This window comes from Paenibacillus sp. JT31N11 (genome assembly GCF_056269285.1).
In genome coordinates this window covers 115,171-130,418 of the sequence record NZ_JBWDNQ010000002.1, presented here as the reverse complement: position 1 = coordinate 130,418, position 15,248 = coordinate 115,171, and the positions used below count along the sequence as shown (strand labels likewise).

General features: G+C 51.5%; 15 protein-coding genes. 11 read left to right on the top strand and 4 right to left on the bottom strand.

Features of this window, described 5'->3' with window-relative positions; genetic code table 11:
* Positions 1–31: 31 nt before the first annotated feature.
* Both AC0YNV_RS08555 and AC0YNV_RS08550 read right to left on the bottom strand, forming a co-directional pair.
* Positions 32–646, bottom strand: coding sequence for a chromate transporter (locus AC0YNV_RS08555; RefSeq protein ID WP_475767565.1), 615 nt, complete (start codon positions 644–646; stop codon positions 32–34).
* Between the two features lie 3 nt (positions 647–649).
* A complete protein-coding gene (locus AC0YNV_RS08550) occupies positions 650–1,132 on the bottom strand; it encodes an Lrp/AsnC family transcriptional regulator (protein WP_475767563.1) in 483 nt (160 codons plus the stop codon).
* Between the two features lie 633 nt (positions 1,133–1,765).
* Between AC0YNV_RS08550 and AC0YNV_RS08545 the strand changes: the two genes are divergently transcribed.
* The 3 genes from AC0YNV_RS08545 to AC0YNV_RS08535 all read left to right on the top strand — a co-directional run bounded on the left by AC0YNV_RS08545 (position 1,766) and on the right by AC0YNV_RS08535 (position 4,703).
* Positions 1,766–3,484, top strand: a complete 1,719-nt coding sequence (locus tag AC0YNV_RS08545; protein WP_475767562.1) for a proline--tRNA ligase — start codon at positions 1,766–1,768, stop codon at positions 3,482–3,484.
* A gap of 45 nt (positions 3,485–3,529) precedes the next feature.
* Complete coding sequence (locus AC0YNV_RS08540; RefSeq protein ID WP_475767560.1) at positions 3,530–3,895, top strand: VOC family protein; 366 nt, start codon at positions 3,530–3,532, stop codon at positions 3,893–3,895.
* Positions 3,896–3,959: 64 nt separating this feature from the next.
* Positions 3,960–4,703 (top strand): SDR family NAD(P)-dependent oxidoreductase, encoded by a 744-nt coding sequence (locus AC0YNV_RS08535; RefSeq protein WP_475767558.1) that lies wholly within the window; start codon positions 3,960–3,962, stop codon positions 4,701–4,703.
* A 22-nt stretch (positions 4,704–4,725) separates the two neighbouring features.
* Here the strand turns inward: AC0YNV_RS08535 and AC0YNV_RS08530 are convergent, their stop codons facing one another.
* Positions 4,726–5,016 carry a DUF3817 domain-containing protein gene (locus AC0YNV_RS08530; RefSeq protein ID WP_475767556.1) on the bottom strand — a complete coding sequence of 97 codons (291 nt, stop codon included), beginning with the start codon at positions 5,014–5,016 and terminating at the stop codon, positions 4,726–4,728.
* Between the two features lie 106 nt (positions 5,017–5,122).
* Between AC0YNV_RS08530 and AC0YNV_RS08525 the strand changes: the two genes are divergently transcribed.
* Complete coding sequence (locus AC0YNV_RS08525) at positions 5,123–5,740, top strand: hypothetical protein (protein ID WP_475767554.1); 618 nt, start codon at positions 5,123–5,125, stop codon at positions 5,738–5,740.
* Between the two features lie 4 nt (positions 5,741–5,744).
* Here AC0YNV_RS08525 and xerS read toward each other — a convergent pair whose 3' ends face one another.
* A complete protein-coding gene (xerS, locus tag AC0YNV_RS08520; RefSeq protein ID WP_475767552.1) occupies positions 5,745–6,830 on the bottom strand; it encodes a tyrosine recombinase XerS in 1,086 nt (361 codons plus the stop codon).
* Between the two features lie 216 nt (positions 6,831–7,046).
* On the opposite strand from xerS, the gene AC0YNV_RS08515 reads away from it, so the two are divergent.
* The 7 genes from AC0YNV_RS08515 to AC0YNV_RS08485 all read left to right on the top strand — a co-directional run bounded on the left by AC0YNV_RS08515 (position 7,047) and on the right by AC0YNV_RS08485 (position 15,236).
* Positions 7,047–8,270, top strand: a complete 1,224-nt coding sequence (locus AC0YNV_RS08515) for an FAD-dependent monooxygenase (protein WP_475767551.1) — start codon at positions 7,047–7,049, stop codon at positions 8,268–8,270.
* Positions 8,271–8,393: 123 nt separating this feature from the next.
* Positions 8,394–9,041: a cell wall hydrolase gene (locus tag AC0YNV_RS08510; protein ID WP_475767549.1), complete on the top strand. Its 648-nt coding sequence runs from the start codon at positions 8,394–8,396 to the stop codon at positions 9,039–9,041.
* Positions 9,042–9,196: 155 nt separating this feature from the next.
* Complete coding sequence (locus AC0YNV_RS08505) at positions 9,197–9,754, top strand: NUDIX domain-containing protein (RefSeq protein ID WP_475767547.1); 558 nt, start codon at positions 9,197–9,199, stop codon at positions 9,752–9,754.
* A 38-nt stretch (positions 9,755–9,792) separates the two neighbouring features.
* Positions 9,793–10,782 carry a peptide-methionine (S)-S-oxide reductase MsrA gene (msrA, locus tag AC0YNV_RS08500; RefSeq protein ID WP_475767545.1) on the top strand — a complete coding sequence of 330 codons (990 nt, stop codon included), beginning with the start codon at positions 9,793–9,795 and terminating at the stop codon, positions 10,780–10,782.
* A 221-nt stretch (positions 10,783–11,003) separates the two neighbouring features.
* Positions 11,004–11,975 carry an aldo/keto reductase gene (locus AC0YNV_RS08495; RefSeq protein WP_475767543.1) on the top strand — a complete coding sequence of 324 codons (972 nt, stop codon included), beginning with the start codon at positions 11,004–11,006 and terminating at the stop codon, positions 11,973–11,975.
* A gap of 209 nt (positions 11,976–12,184) precedes the next feature.
* Positions 12,185–13,342, top strand: a complete 1,158-nt coding sequence (locus AC0YNV_RS08490; RefSeq protein ID WP_475767541.1) for a peptidylprolyl isomerase — start codon at positions 12,185–12,187, stop codon at positions 13,340–13,342.
* Between the two features lie 298 nt (positions 13,343–13,640).
* Positions 13,641–15,236 (top strand): spore germination protein, encoded by a 1,596-nt coding sequence (locus AC0YNV_RS08485; protein WP_475767540.1) that lies wholly within the window; start codon positions 13,641–13,643, stop codon positions 15,234–15,236.
* Positions 15,237–15,248 lie beyond the last annotated feature (12 nt).

Below are 15,248 nucleotides of genomic sequence, written 5' to 3'. Positions count from 1 at the left end.
TTTAATTAATCTGCGAGGGTTTAAACCACTGTTAGTTTCCCTTATCCGGCATTCTCTCTTTCCGCTTGCTCTTCAGATAGGCTACTGTCCGGATATGGACAATCCCGTATGCGATGAAGAGGGCAATGACCATAGCCGGATGAATATGGACCACGTTCATCATCAGGAAAGCCAGCAGGAAGAAGAACAGGCCTGCTGTCATGCCAAGCCCCTTGACCGCCCTGTTTGCGAATTCATAGGCCATGACTCCAAGCATAACCGCGATCACCGGGGTGACCGCTCCGATCATACCGGCAATTACAGCCGAGCCGCTGAGCCACCGGACAATGGAGATGAGCGCCACCATGGCAAGGGCTGTAGGCATAATATGCGACAGCAGAGCGATTAAGGCGCCGGGACTTTTACGCAGCCGGTATCCCAGATAAGCGGCCATTTTGGTGGCAATAGGACCCGGAAGAGCATTGGCAAGCGCCAATATCTCGCCGAATTCACTTTGGTCCAGCCATTTGTACTTGGTTACAGCTTCATACTGGATGAGCGGAATAACGGATGGACCGCCGCCGTATCCGATAATGCCGGTTTTGAGCATGGCCCATGACAAATCCCGATAATCCTGTTTGCTGGTTTTCTGAATAGAGTCTGTCATCGTTTATAGCCTCATTCCCATCCGGCTTTTGTATCGGTTGATCAGTACTTGGCAATCCACGCTCATGATTCCGGGAAGCTTATAGAGCACGTCCTTCATGAACTGCTCCATCTCCTGGTTATTCGTAAAGAGGCCGTGCATGTGAAGCTTGCTGGGACCCGTCATATGGTAAAGGCTGGTTACGACAGGTTCATCGGCAAGCGCCGTCGCTGCCTCGTGCAGAAACTTGGGCTCCACTTCCACGTTGAAAAAGGCGGAGACGAGGATGCCGATTTTCTCCGGATTGATGACGGCGGTGAAACGTTCGATCACGCCGTTCTCCATGAGGGCATTGATTCTGGATTGCACCGCAACCCGGGAAAGTCCGATATCCTTGGCCAGATCGGTGTATGAAATTCTCCCGTTCATGTTGAGGGCTTTAATAATCTTACGGTCTGTCTCATCGATCTGAATCGCGGGATTCCCTGCGTTTGGCGAGATTTGCATAATGGAGGCTCCTTTCAATAAAAGTATAGGGATGGTTAAAAGAAGTGCTGGCCGTTATATGACTTTTTGAATGCAAAATGACATGTTTAATTACTATATGTTCAAATATACATGGAATATCATACGTTATCAATTAAAATTTATATCATTGCTTACGAATTATATGTCTATATCTGAGGAATCGGCTTGGCGTAGGGCACCGGGATTGACTTTGCCATGGGGATGGGTTATTTTATTTGCAGGTCTTGGGAAATGGTCAGGGTTTGGCTCCCAGGCATAGTTAACAACGATTATCAAGGATATGAGCGATAGATTGCATACTTGCCGTCCTTAACGGGTGGAAGTGAAGCATCATGAAAGAGCTTGCGGCCTGCGTCCAGAGAGGGAATTCATCGGCTGAAAAATTCCCGGCATCCGCCTGTTGCTCCCCGCCTTGTAGTTGCTGCAGGGAAATCATAGTATCTGCAGCCGGGATATTCCCGTTATCCGCTAATGAGAGCTGTGCCGAATCTTGGCATAGTCAAATTAGGGTGGTACCACGAGACAGCGCGCTCGTCCCTTTCCGGGGACGGGCGCGTTTTATTGTATCCGATGGATTCTGAGAACTTCAATAGTAGCGGAGGTGCTAAAGAAATGAGACAACGTCATTCGTTTATCCCGACCCTGCGGGAAGTTCCTGCCGATGCCGAGGCGGTCAGCCACCAGCTGATGGTGAAGGGCGGATTTATCCGGCAGCTCGCCGCAGGAGTTTATTCGCTTCTGCCGCTCGGCAGGAAGGCGCTGCGCAGGGTAGAGACGATCGTCCGCGAGGAGATGGACAAGGTTCAGGCGCAGGAAATCCTGCTCCCGGCGCTTCAACCGGCCGACATATGGCGTCAATCCGGAAGATACGATAGATATGGCCCCGAATTGGTCCGGCTGCATGACCGCAGCGGAAGAGAATTTGTACTGGGACCGACTCATGAAGAAATCATCACGACGCTCGTTCAGCAGGAAGTGAACTCCTATAAACGGCTGCCCCTGCTGCTTTATCAAATCCAGACCAAGTTCCGGGACGAGCGCCGTCCGCGCTTTGGTCTGCTGCGGTGCCGCGAGTTTGTCATGAAGGATGCTTATTCCTTCGATACCGATTGGGAAGGGCTGGGCCGGACTTACGATGCCATGTATGAGGCGTATCACCGCATTTTCGAACGCTGCGGTCTGAATTTCCGGGCGGTGGAAGCGGATGCCGGCTCCATAGGCGGTGAAGGCGGCACGCATGAATTCATGGCTCTGGCCGAATCGGGTGAGGATGTCATTATGTCATGCCGCTCCTGCGGCTATTCCGCCAATCTGGAGAAGGCCCAGTTCCAAAGCTCCGGCTCTGCCGGCATAAAGGGCTCAGTTACTCCCGCTGCGGAGAAATTCCACACTCCGGGCATCAAGACCATTGATCAGCTTACCGCTCACACCGGCCAGCAGCCGCAGGAGATGATCAAGACACTGGTTTACGCCGCAGATGGGCGCCTTGCCGCCGTGCTCGTGAGGGGCTCCGATGAAGTGAACGAAACGAAGGTCAAGCTGTGGCTGAACGCGGAAAACCTGGAGCTGGCTGTTCCCGCAGCCGTTCAGGCCGCGACCGGAACCGTTCCGGGCTTTGCGGGTCCGGTTGGACTCGCAGCTACTATTCCCGTTCTGGTCGATCGGGATGTGGCGGCGATGGACGATGCGGTAGCGGGAGCGAACGAAGCGGATTATCATCTCCGGCATCTGCTTCCCGGGCGGGATTTTCCGCTTGAGCATGTCGGCGATTTCCGCAATGCGCAGGAGGGGGATCGCTGCCCGCGCTGCTCAGAGGAGCTGGTTATGGAGCGAGGCATCGAGCTCGGACATGTATTTAAACTCGGAACGAAATATAGTGAAGCTTTTGATGCCCGTTTTCTCGATGCGGGCGGCGTGGAACGGCCGATCATTATGGGCTGCTACGGCATTGGCGTCACCCGGCTGCTGGCGGCAATTGTGGAACAGCATCATGATCAGCACGGGATGATCTGGCCCATCGAGACCGCGCCTTATCATGTGCATCTGATTGTTGTTTCCCTCCAGGATGAAGCCCAGCTCGCAGCAGCTGAGCTTATGTACGAACAGCTGAAGCGGGAAGGAATCGAAGTGCTCTACGACGACCGGGAAGAGCGGATGGGCGTAAAGCTGAAGGATGCCGATTTGATCGGACTTCCTATCCGGATTGTGGTCGGTAAAGGAATAGCCCAGGGCTTGGTGGAGTTGAAGGAGCGAACGGGCGAGAGTGCTCAAGTCGGGCATGGAGAGGTAATAGACCGTGTACGCGCGATACGATCAGCTTCGCTGGCATGACTTCAATTTCGAACAGGCTTATCAATGGGGAAAGGGTGAAACGTTATGATTACCGGCTTCCATCATGCCCAGATTACGATTCCGCCTGGTCAGGAGGATCAGGCAAGAGCTTTTTATTGCGGGGTGCTGCAGTTAAAGGAGATTCCCAAGCCGGATTCTCTTGCCGGGAGAGGCGGTTTCTGGGTTGAAGTAGGGCCGCTTGCCCTGCATATCGGGACGGAGGACGGCGTGGACCGGACCCGTACCAAGGCCCATTTGGCCTATGAAGTCACAGATTTGAAGCTTATCGAAACAACGCTTGCCCAGCGGGGGATTGGGATTCTGGATGGAATACCTATACCGGGCTATGAGCGGTTTGAATTTCGGGACCCCTTCGGCAACCGCATGGAATGCATTCAGCGTATCAGCTAGCTTCGTCTTGTCAAGCAGCAGCTGAAGTCCATAAATTTCTGCAAAATAAGGAGTTGAATTCCGCATGAAGTATGAAGGAAAAGTAGTTGTGGTGACTGGAGCATCAGGAGGCATTGGCAGTGAATTGTCCAAAGCCTACGCCGAAGCGGGAGCGCAGGTAATTATGACGGACATCGAGAACGAGAAGGGGCCAATTCTGGCCCGGAGACTCACGCAAACCGGCGCTCTGGCCCATTTCGTTGAAACGGATTTGAGCCAGCCCGGCCAGATTGTGCAGCTGTTTGAGAGTATCGGGGAATTGTACGGAACGGTTGATATTCTTATTAACAACGCAGGATTCGGCATAACGAAATCCCCTTACGAGCTGTCGGTCGACGAATGGGACAGTGTCGTTCATGTCAATTTACGCGGCACCTTCCTCTGTTCCCGCGAGGCTGCGAAGCGGATGAAATCCGGCGGCGGCCGGATTGTCAATATCGCCTCTACACGGGCGGCCATGTCCGAGCCTAACAGCGAGGCTTATGCCGCCACGAAGGGAGGCATAGTCGCCATCACTCATTCGCTGGCTGTATCGCTTGGACCCGATCATATTACCGTCAACTGCATCAGTCCGGGATGGATCGAAACAGGCAATTATGCGGAACTGCGTCCGGTTGATCATGAGCAGCATCCCGCAGGACGTGTCGGACATCCCGGCGACATCATCCGTGCTTGCATGTATTTGACGGATCCGGAGAATGATTTTGTGACAGGCTTGAACATGACGGTGGATGGCGGGATGACCCGTAAAATGATCTATGAGCACTAGCAAGTAAATGGGCTGAAGACAGCTAGGCTTCCTTGCGCAGCCTGGCGTCCAGGAAGAAGGTTCCCAGCGGGATAAAGGCGGAAAGAAAAGCGATAAAGACAAACAGGAAGGACCATTTTCTGACGATCCAGGCATGAAGCAGAGCCAGGAGAAACAGCGTGAAGAGCAGTCCATGCAGCGCGCCTGCGATGGTTACGGCAATGGGGATGTCGGCCCAATATTTGAGGGGCATGGCGATGAGCAGCAGTACGAGATAAGAGACGCCTTCCACATTGCCGATCCATCTCAATCGTCCGATTGCAGTTTTGAGCATTGAATTAAAATACCTCCACGTTTCGTATCATGATATGATTCTACTATCTATACGGTTGCGATGGTGATAGGGTCCGCCAATTATGTTACGAAAGGGTGAATGTTGAATGGTGTGGTCCGAACTAAGAGCAATTCCGAACGAATATAATGATCAAATCAAATCAATTGACGAGAAGCTGTTGTCTCTTATAAAGGAGAGGAAGGCACTCACCGGAAACCGCAGGTTTTTTCCGCCTTGGGAGCAGGTGCAGGCCTGGGGCGAGCAGTTCCAGATGGCGGACTTGCAGATCAGTTATTTTTTTCAGAATATCCAGGAACGCACCCGGCCTGTTATGCCTGACAGTACCGGCGATTTGAAGGGTGTGGTTTCCATTATGAAGAAGGTGACAAAAGATCATATAGACTATATATTGACGCATGCCATGCAGCATGAGCATGTAAGTGTCGCTTATCTGGAAATAAACAACAGAAGAGACGATGCCGACAGCAGCAGCCATACGCGCATTAAAGCAAATCTGACCCTTGAAATCATAGGGGATCAGGATTATGCCGTAAGGCGGAGCAGCATGGGCGGTAACGGAGCGCAGACGACAATGACCTTCCATATTGCGCCTGCTCTGCCGGATGATCTGAAGACTGTGGAATTTTCGCTCATACCTGCCCAGGTGTTTCCGGAAACATCTGTTGAGGAAATTATTCTGGACCAGCAGATCGACTTTATTTGAGCAATTAATCGTCGCGCTTCTGGCGGTCGATCGCCTCTGCCATGGTACGGTCCGTGAGATGGGCATAGATTTGTGTCGTTTCCGGCGAAGCGTGGCCAAGCTGCTCCTGGGTCTTGTACAGGTCGTTGCGCAAGTAATAATCGGTTGCAAAGGAATGACGCAGCTTGTGGACCGAGAGATACGGCTTGCCGAATCGCTTGGCATATTTGATCACCATTTCCTGAATAGCCCGCTTGGTCATGCGTGAGCCCTCGCTTCTGCCGTTGGCGATGGCCAGAAACAGCGCCTTCTCCCTCTTCGGCGCCCTGTATTGCGATTCGCGCTGGGAGAGATACAGCTGCAGATCATGCATGGCTTCCTGACGGAAATAAACCGGCGTCTTGAAGGTGTTATCGTTTTTCCCTTTTCGAAACACATAAAGCAGCTTCTTCTTCAAATCGAGATCATCGGTATTCATATTGACGATCTCCGACACCCGCAGCCCGGAATTGAGGATAAGACTGACAATGCAAGTATCCCGGATCCGGTTGAGCATATAGGAATACATGGCCTGTTTGTTCGCCGCGGCGTCCGAACCGTAGTCCTCATGAATATACCGGATAAACTCGTCAATTTCCCGCTCCTGCAGCAGCTTGCCCTCAAGCTTGGCCGCGGTATCCTTGGGCTTGTTCGCCCGTTTGATCGAGACTTTGGCCATGACGTTGCGCTTCAAGAGCGGATAAAACTCTTCGTCCTCGGCAATCTGGCTCAAATAATGAAAAAGCGAGCGCAGGGAGGAAAGCTTGCGCGATATGGTTGTCCTGCTGTTGGCATGCTCCCGGCGGGTAGCCAGAAACATCTTGAACTGATCGATGCTGTCCATATGCAGCTTCTCCAGCTCCTCCAATTGCACTTCCCGCATGGACGGACCTGCGGCAAGCCCTTCTGCCAGCATCCAGGACAGAAAAGTCTCGTAGTCCCTGACGTATTCAAGCAGGGAGGACGGGGAAAGATCCGGTAATTTATAATTGATAAATTTCTCTATATACCATGGCATGGATGGAGTTTTGCGGTCCAGTTCCTGCCGGTCCTTCAGCTTGATCACATTCAACTTCATCTCACCTCAGGTTTTCTTAGGATGATTCTTTCAATCCATGATGCAGCTTGCAGCGATATGTATGATGATAGCTTCATTGTAATGCAGGTACTGGTCGATGTAAACCGGAATAGGGAACATTTGATCGCATGACAGATATCGCAATTTAAACCTTCGTTCCAATGTTAGTGAGGAATAACCGGCGCTAGGAGTCATAAGGGGGACAACGATGTGATTGCAGCTGCACCGCCGATCAGCAGAGAGGCAATTGTGATTGGCGCAGGTATTGGCGGATTGAGCGCGGCCATAGCTCTGCGGCAGAGAGGCTGGCGTGTAAGGTTGTTTGACAAAGCGCATGAATTGGCTGACCTTGGCGCCGGTATTGTGCTTGCGGCCAACGCGATGAAAGCGCTGGATCTGCTGGGTGTGGGTACAGAGATCCGATTCAGGGGAGCCGCCGTCGGCAAAGCAGAGATCCGCACGCATGACGGCCGGATACTGACCGTTCTACCGGCTGCGGAACAAGCTGTCCGCTATGGAACTCCAAGCTATCTGATTCACCGGTCAGCGCTTCAGCATACTCTCTATAACCACCTAGCATCGATGCCGGAGACGGATATACATTTGGGCGTCAAACTTAAGGGGCTGGAGAACCGCGGACATTGCGTCCATGCCGTATTTGAGAATGGGGAAGAGCATGAGTCGGCTGTGCTGATCGGCTGCGATGGGGTGAATTCCGTCGTCAGGGAGCAGATCCGGGGCCTTGACGGCAGTCCTCTCCAATATGGAGGCTTCACAGCGCTGAGAGGGATTGCGGAATTCCAGGACAGCCGGTATCCCATTGATCTCGGTGGCGGATTCGAGGCCTGGGGCCCAGGCAGGCGCTTTGGATTTTCCCATTTGGGTGAGGGACGCGTCTTCTGGTTTGGAGCCGTCAATGCTCCGAGGGGCACACAGGCTCTGCCGGGAGAGAGGAAAAAGGCGGCTTTAACGTATTTTAAAGGCTGGCATAGTCCGATTGAAGCCGTTATAGCGGCCACGGACGAAGAAGCCATTCTCTCTCATGATCTGTTTGACCGTGAGCCGCTTAAGATCTGGAGCAGCGGGCGTGTTACACTTCTTGGCGACGCTGCTCACCCTATGCTGCCGAACCTTGGTCAAGGAGGAGCGCAGGCTATTGAGGATGCAGTTATGCTGGCCTATCATTTACGGACGGTTTCCATATCCGGGGATGATATCATGTCGGCACTGCGCGCCTACGAGCTGAGCCGAATTCCCCGTACGACGCGGATAGTCAGACAGTCCCGCCGCATGGCAAGGATGGTTCAGCTGGAAAATCCGGCAGCGCTTGGCCTTCGCAATATGATCCTTCGGGCGCTGCCATCCGGGTTTCTGGCCAACCGGCTGGATTGGGTGGCAGGTTATGATATTTCCGGTCATATGAGAGATTTTTAAGATGATTAAAAAAAACTAGCAATAAGCATCTTTTACCATTATCCATGCTACAATTCATCAGCCGAACGTTTCCGCAGGAGATGAACCGGGCAAATTGAATGGAGTATGGAGGAATTATCAGGAATGTTCAAACGAATTTCACTGCTCGTCATATTGTTAACGGCCGCAGCGCTGGCTGCAACCTGCAGTCATTCCGAGGCTATGGCTCCCAAGACGCTTCAGCTTGGCAGCAAGAGTCAGGATGTGCCGGATTTGCAGTTCAGGCTGCAGCTTCTGAATTATTTCAAAGGTGCATTAACGCAGTCCTTTGGTAAAGAGACCTCGCAGGCCGTCATGCGTTTTCAACAAGCTCATGGGCTGAGTAGCGATGGAATCGCAGGACCGGCGACTTGGGCGGCGCTCAGGAAGGTTACGGTCAGCAAGTCGGAGCTTGCGATGCTGGCCCGGGTAATTTACGGCGAAGCCAGAGGAGAAGACTACAAGGGACAGGTTGCGGTCGGTGCAGTTGTGATGAACAGGCTGCATTCTCCCTTGTTTCCGCATTCGGTCTCGGAGGTCATCATGGAGCCTCATGCGTTCTCGGCTGTTGCTGACGGCCAATATTGGCTGATTCCGGACGAGACTGCTTTTAAAGCGGCCCGTGAAGCCGTCAGAGGCTCGGATCCCACCCATAATGCGCTTTATTACTATAATCCCGACACCGCCACTTCCAAATGGATCTTTACGCGCAAGGTCCTCGAGAAGATCGGCAGCCATTCCTTTGCCGTCTAGCAGCAAGCATGCCCGAGCTTTAAAATCCGCCCTTTCAGGTGCGGATTTTTTTTGATGTTTTTGCTGGGGAACATAATGGTATATAATTAATCTGGCATACGGATATCACAGGGTAACAGTCGCTATATATAAAACACGGACAGGGTGAAGCACTTATGGAGGCAAAATATTGCATGACCTGCGGCAGCGCGATGGAGCTCCGGGATGTGGACGGCACACCTCGCAGCGCATGCACCGCTTGCAGCTTCGTTCATTGGGGTAATTACAGCGTAGGGGTCGGTGCGCTTGTCGTGAAGGAAGACAAGGTGCTGCTCGTGCGGCGCGCCCAGGAGCCGGGCAAAGGATACTGGACCACGCCAGGCGGTTATATCGAACAAAACGAACTGATTCATGAGACGATTTGCCGCGAGGTTCTTGAGGAAACGGGCGTTGAGGCCGTTGTGAAAAGTCTTGTAGCGGTCCGCGATCAGCCAAGCCGGATTCATAATGTTTATATTGCGTTCTCGATGGAATATGTCTCAGGCGAGCCGACTCCCGACCAGTTTGAAGTGGATGCAGCCGGGTTTTACAGTCTTGAAGAAATGGCAACGATGAATGTAGCGGGCTTTACCAAGTGGCTCGTGAAGGTAGCTCTCGACTCTCAGGAAGATGGTCTCAAGATTGATGAACAGCCGATAGTTCCGCTCAATGGCTATGGATTATTCCGCATATAATCATTCTGGCTCAGCCAGGAAAAAGCGAGGGGATAAAGATGAGTTTGGAAAATGAACAGCAGCTGGATGAAGCAGCGGATCTGTATGAATTGGCAACTTTTGCCGGCGGCTGCTTCTGGTGCATGGTGACTCCATTCGAGGAGACGCCGGGCATTATCAGCGTCGTTTCCGGTTATATGGGCGGACATACCGTCAACCCGACCTATAAAGAGGTGTGCTCCGAAACGACAGGCCATGCCGAGGTGGTTCAAATCGCGTTTGATCCACAGATTTATTCTTATGAGAAGCTGCTGGATACGTATTGGATGCAAATTGATCCCACCGATGCCGGCGGGCAATTTCACGACCGAGGCTCCTCCTACCGGACGGCGATCTTCTATCACACGGAGGAGCAGCGTTTGACGGCGGAGAAATCCAGACTCAAGCTTGAAGAGAGCGGGCGGTTCGACGGACCGATCGTAACGGAGATTGTTCCAGCCAAGCCTTTTTACCCGGCAGAGGATTATCATCAGGATTATCACAAGAAGAATCCGCTGCGGTACCGGATGTACCGCAAGGGCTCCGGCCGCGACGCGTTTATCAAAAGCCGCTGGAATACAGATAAGGATAAAGCCAAACGCAGGGAGCAGCTAACCCCGATTCAATACGAGGTGACGCAAAATAACGGAACCGAGCCTCCTTTCCGCAATGAATTCTGGGATTTTAACGGCGAAGGCCTCTACGTGGATATTGTTTCGGGAGAGCCGCTGTTCAGCTCGCTGGACAAATTCGATTCCAATTGCGGCTGGCCGAGCTTCACCAAGCCTGTCGTCAGCGGACATGTGAAGGAGAAACAGGATATCACCCATATGATGATCCGCACGGAGGTACGGAGCAAGGAAGCGGATTCCCATCTGGGTCATGTGTTCAATGATGGTCCCGGTCCAAGCGGATTGCGCTACTGCATCAATTCCGCCGCACTGCGGTTCATTCCCAAGATGGATCTGGAGCAGGAAGGCTACGGGCAATATTTGTCTCTGTTCAAATAAATACCCTTGCCTCACCCGCCTGACATCCATTTATCGCATCCCTTTCATTTTCTGCTGCAGGAAATGAAGGGGGATTTGTTTTTTACGTCTTCTTGGTAAACTGAAAGTAAGTAAGTGAATCCTAGTTCAGCTCTTACCACAGATTATGGTATTCTCTATAATGATGGTAGACCGGAGCTTGCACGGGCTGCCGGTCCAAATGAAATGGAGGCGTAGGATAGATGAACTATAGAACCCTTGGCAAGACCGGACTGAAGGTATCGGAGATTGGATACGGCGCATGGGGCATTGGCAAGACGTCGTGGATCGGGGCATCTGATGAGGAATCCCTGCAAGCATTGAACCGCTCGATTGAGCTCGGTCTTAATTTCATTGATACCGCGCTTGGTTACGGCAACGGGCACAGCGAGAAGCTGGTTGGACAAGTTGTCCGGGAGTCGAAGGAAACGATCTACGTCGCCACCAAGATTCCGCCGAAGAACTTTCAATGGCCTGCACGCGCAGGTGTTCCCGCCAATGAAACCTTCACAGCCGAGCATGTAATTGCCAGCACCGAGCAGAGCCTGAGCAACCTGGGTCTGGAGCGCATCGACGTTCAGCAGTTTCATGTATGGTCGGATGACTGGCTGGAGCAGGGTGATTGGCTCGAAGGTGTCCGCAAGCTGAAGGAGCAGGGCAAAATACGTTTCTTCGGTGTATCGATTAACGACCATCAGCCGGAGAGCGCGATCAAACTGGTGGAATCCGGAATCGTGGATACCGTTCAGGTTATTTATAATATTTTCGACCAAAGTCCGCAGGATCAGCTGCTGCCGGCCTGTGAGAAGCATAATGTAGGCGTTATTGTCCGTGTAGCGCTGGATGAGGGCGGACTGACAGGACGGATCACGCCGGAAACGACCTTCGAAGAGGGAGACTTCCGCAACGGCTATTTCCGCGGCGACCGGAAGCAGCAGGTATTTAACAGAGTGCAGCAGATTGCCGCAGATCTGGGCATTGCAGTGGAGGCGGTTCCCGAAGCCGCGCTGCGTTTTGTTCTTAGTCATCCGGCCGTCTCGACGGTCATCCCGGGTATGCGTTCGATCCGCAATGTCGAGAGCAACATGAGCTTCGGCGACGGCAATGGATTGCCGAAGGAGCAGGTGGCGAAGCTGGGAGCGCATCGCTGGATCCGCAACTTCTACCAGACCTGAGAAAGCCGAATGTATTAATAGATTGAACCGCGCCGGAAGGATGGCGCGGTTTTTTTTGTCTGCTGCCGGCGGGCTTGCCGGGCCTTGGAATCCGCTCTTGATAGGAACCGGTTCCGCAGGCAAAAAGATTTGCCTCAGCCGCCTATATTTCCATAGTTATAATGCTATAATTATGCAGAGCTCTTTATACCCGAAAGGAGAAATACATAATGAAGAAGTCCATAAGGCCGTTCGTAATCGGCGCGGTTGTCGGTTCATTATTAACCGCATCCTCGGCCGTTTTTGCCGATGACGGCATTCAGGCGATCAAGGCTATGCTGAACAAAAACACGAACATTACAGTCAATGGCAAAGCCGCGACCCTGGCAAACCCCACCTTGACCTACGACGGTAAAACTTATGTTTATCTGAAGGATATCGGGAAGCTGGTCGGGGCAAGTGTGAACTGGAACACGAAGCTCAAAACCATCGAGATTAAAACCGGCGCAGCCGCACCCGGCGCTGTTGCGGAGAAAGTGATCGCTACCTACTCCGGCGGCAAGGTCACCAACACGGAATTTGCGAAATATGCCTTATTCTTCAGCATTGTTAACCCGGATACCGCGGCATACTTGAATGATCCGGTGGCCAAAGAGCAGTTCCTCCGTGAATATATCGGCTACAAGCTGCTGTACGGGCCGGTTGCGGGTAAACCGCTGAGTGCGGAAGACCAGAACGGGCTAACCCAGTTCATGGAGCAGTACAATGCCTACATCGCACAAAATGCGGAATTGAAGGCAAGCAACGAGAAGGCAGGGCTGGCCGAGAGCGATGTGAAGAAGTTCTACACGATGATTACCGTCGCACTCGGCAGCATGCAGAATAAAGTAACGGATGCGCAGATCAAGAGCCGGTTTGACCAGACCAAAAGCGATTATAATATCGTTTCCGTCCGGCACATTCTGGTAACCACGTCCGATCCCCAAACAGGCGAGACCGTACGTACGGATGCGGAAGCACTGGAGCGTGCCAATAAGGTGAAAGGGCTGCTGGATGACGGCGGGGACTGGAATGAGCTGGCCAAGGAATATTCCGATGATCCCGGATCTTCCGGCAATGGCGGTTTATATGAGAATGAGCAGTCCAATGCATGGATTGCCGAATTCAAGGATGCAGCCAATACACAGCCAATCGGGACGGTCGGGGCGCCGGTCAAATCGGATTACGGCTACCATGTTATCAAGGTGGAGAAGCGCGATACGAAAACCTTCGAGCAGTTGTCCGCCGAGGACAAGCTGGAGATCAAAAAAATGATCGCTGCAGAGGCCATGAGCAATTTTATGAACAAAGAGCTTCCCGGCAAAATAACCAAAATCGACCTGGCATAATCTTTTACTATATAGCAGCAGCTTGCTTCAAATAGGGAATACTGCAACAGTCGGATAAAGACTTAATGGTTCCAATAAAACAGGCCAAATGGATATTCCCATGCAGGGAACTTATCCACTTGGCCTATTTGCAGGTTCTAATAATGTATTCATTTATTCACTAAATCGATAACGTCTGCCGGCTCTTCCGAAGTTCAACAAAAATAGAGTATAACCTTGACCTTCGTGAGCTCAAGAATATTTCTGACGAAAAATGGGAAAATACATGTATCAGTGTTTGCTTTGGGGGGCTTATTCAGTGAAACGGTTTAAGAAGAGAGTACGCATTAATCCCGGGTATCCAAATATACCGGAGGATGACTATTCTGAAGATGAAGAAAACTCCAGGCTAACATCGGATTTAGAGCAAAATGAGTTGATTTTTAAACATATATTTCAAAACAGCTCCGATATCGTTTTCCGTAAAGTTCGGCTGGCTGGAGAAAATCAATGGCTTGTCCTATATTTCCCAAGTCTAGTTGATGAAAAGATGATTGACGATCATATATTAAAGCCAATGATTGCTAAATCTACCACTAAAGATGATTTGATAATTGAAAAAGCAGCAGCTCTGGATGATGAGATTATCTCCGTAGGGACGACGGAAATTACATCAGACGTAACCGACATGGTTCGTCACGTGTTAAATGGTCATGCTATCGTTCTTAGGAGAGCGGACAGCAATGCCATGATGGTCAAGGTAAATGGCAATAAACAGCGAAGTCTTGAAGAACCTTCTTCAGAACCCGTTATTCGTGGTCCCAGGGATGGATTCATTGAGAACCTTTCGACGAATATTGGTCTACTGCGCAGCAGGCTTAAAACATCGCGATTGAAAATGGAATCCAATACGATTGGGGAGCTTTCTCAAACCCAGGTTGTCATCGCTTATATCGTGGGTATTGTTCCCGAATCATTAGTCGAGGAAGTTCGAAAAAGGGTAACCCGGATTCAAATTGACGGAATTCTCGACTCAGGCTATGTGGAGGAATTTATTGAGGATTTGCCTTACTCGCCTTTTCCACAAGTACATAGTACGGAACGGCCTGATGTGGTAGCTGCAGAGCTGTTGGAAGGAAAAATTGCTATTCTTGTTGATAATACCCCATTTGTATTAATTGTCCCCATGACGTTCTGGACTGGACTTCAAGCCAGCGAGGATTACTATGTTCGCTGGCCCATTGCAACCTTTGTGCGATGGATTCGATTCCTCTTCATATTCATCGCCATATTCGCTCCTCCCCTCTATGTTGCGGTTACGACCTACCATCAGGAAATGATTCCGACTAATCTGGTGCTGAGTATTGCATCTTCAAGGGAGGCTGTACCGTTCCCGGCTCTGGTCGAAGCTTTTCTGATGGAAATCACTTTCGAGGCACTGCGGGAAGCGGGAATTCGTTTACCCAAACAGCTTGGTCAAGCGATAAGCATCGTAGGGGCATTAGTTATCGGCCAGGCGGCCGTGCAGGCGGGAATTATATCGGCTCCGGTCGTCATTATCGTATCCATCACCGGTATCGCGGCGTTTACGATTCCACGATATAGTTTTGCCAATGGCATCCGATTACTGCGCTTTCCGATGCTGTTCCTGGCCGGTACGCTTGGGCTTTATGGCATTGTACTTGGATTTCTTGGCGTCCTGCTGCATGTTGCTTCCTTGCGTTCGTTCGGCGTCCCTTATTTTACATCCATAGCACCGCTCACTTTCATGAATGTGAAGGATATCTTCATACGGGCACCCGTATGGGCTAAAACCCGTCGTCCACAGGCAACGCAATTCAACAATCCAGTCCGCGAACCTGCTGGACAGAAACCAAGCCCAACTCAAGGGAAACGGCCATCCGAGAGCAATTAGGACGTGACACTG

Excerpts from the sequence above, each read along its gene's own strand:
- AC0YNV_RS08555 (WP_475767565.1), bottom strand. The coding sequence starts at position 646 with ATGACAGACTCTATTCAGAAAACCAGCAAACAGGATTATCGGGATTTG.
- AC0YNV_RS08550 (WP_475767563.1), bottom strand. The coding sequence starts at position 1,132 with ATGCAAATCTCGCCAAACGCAGGGAATCCCGCGATTCAGATCGATGAG.
- AC0YNV_RS08545 (WP_475767562.1), top strand. The coding sequence starts at position 1,766 with ATGAGACAACGTCATTCGTTTATCCCGACCCTGCGGGAAGTTCCTGCC.
- AC0YNV_RS08540 (WP_475767560.1), top strand. The coding sequence starts at position 3,530 with ATGATTACCGGCTTCCATCATGCCCAGATTACGATTCCGCCTGGTCAG.
- AC0YNV_RS08535 (WP_475767558.1), top strand. The coding sequence starts at position 3,960 with ATGAAGTATGAAGGAAAAGTAGTTGTGGTGACTGGAGCATCAGGAGGC.
- AC0YNV_RS08530 (WP_475767556.1), bottom strand. The coding sequence starts at position 5,016 with ATGCTCAAAACTGCAATCGGACGATTGAGATGGATCGGCAATGTGGAA.
- AC0YNV_RS08525 (WP_475767554.1), top strand. The coding sequence starts at position 5,123 with ATGGTGTGGTCCGAACTAAGAGCAATTCCGAACGAATATAATGATCAA.
- AC0YNV_RS08510 (WP_475767549.1), top strand. The coding sequence starts at position 8,394 with ATGTTCAAACGAATTTCACTGCTCGTCATATTGTTAACGGCCGCAGCG.
- AC0YNV_RS08505 (WP_475767547.1), top strand. The coding sequence starts at position 9,197 with ATGGAGGCAAAATATTGCATGACCTGCGGCAGCGCGATGGAGCTCCGG.
- msrA (WP_475767545.1), top strand. The coding sequence starts at position 9,793 with ATGAGTTTGGAAAATGAACAGCAGCTGGATGAAGCAGCGGATCTGTAT.
- AC0YNV_RS08495 (WP_475767543.1), top strand. The coding sequence starts at position 11,004 with ATGAACTATAGAACCCTTGGCAAGACCGGACTGAAGGTATCGGAGATT.
- AC0YNV_RS08490 (WP_475767541.1), top strand. The coding sequence starts at position 12,185 with ATGAAGAAGTCCATAAGGCCGTTCGTAATCGGCGCGGTTGTCGGTTCA.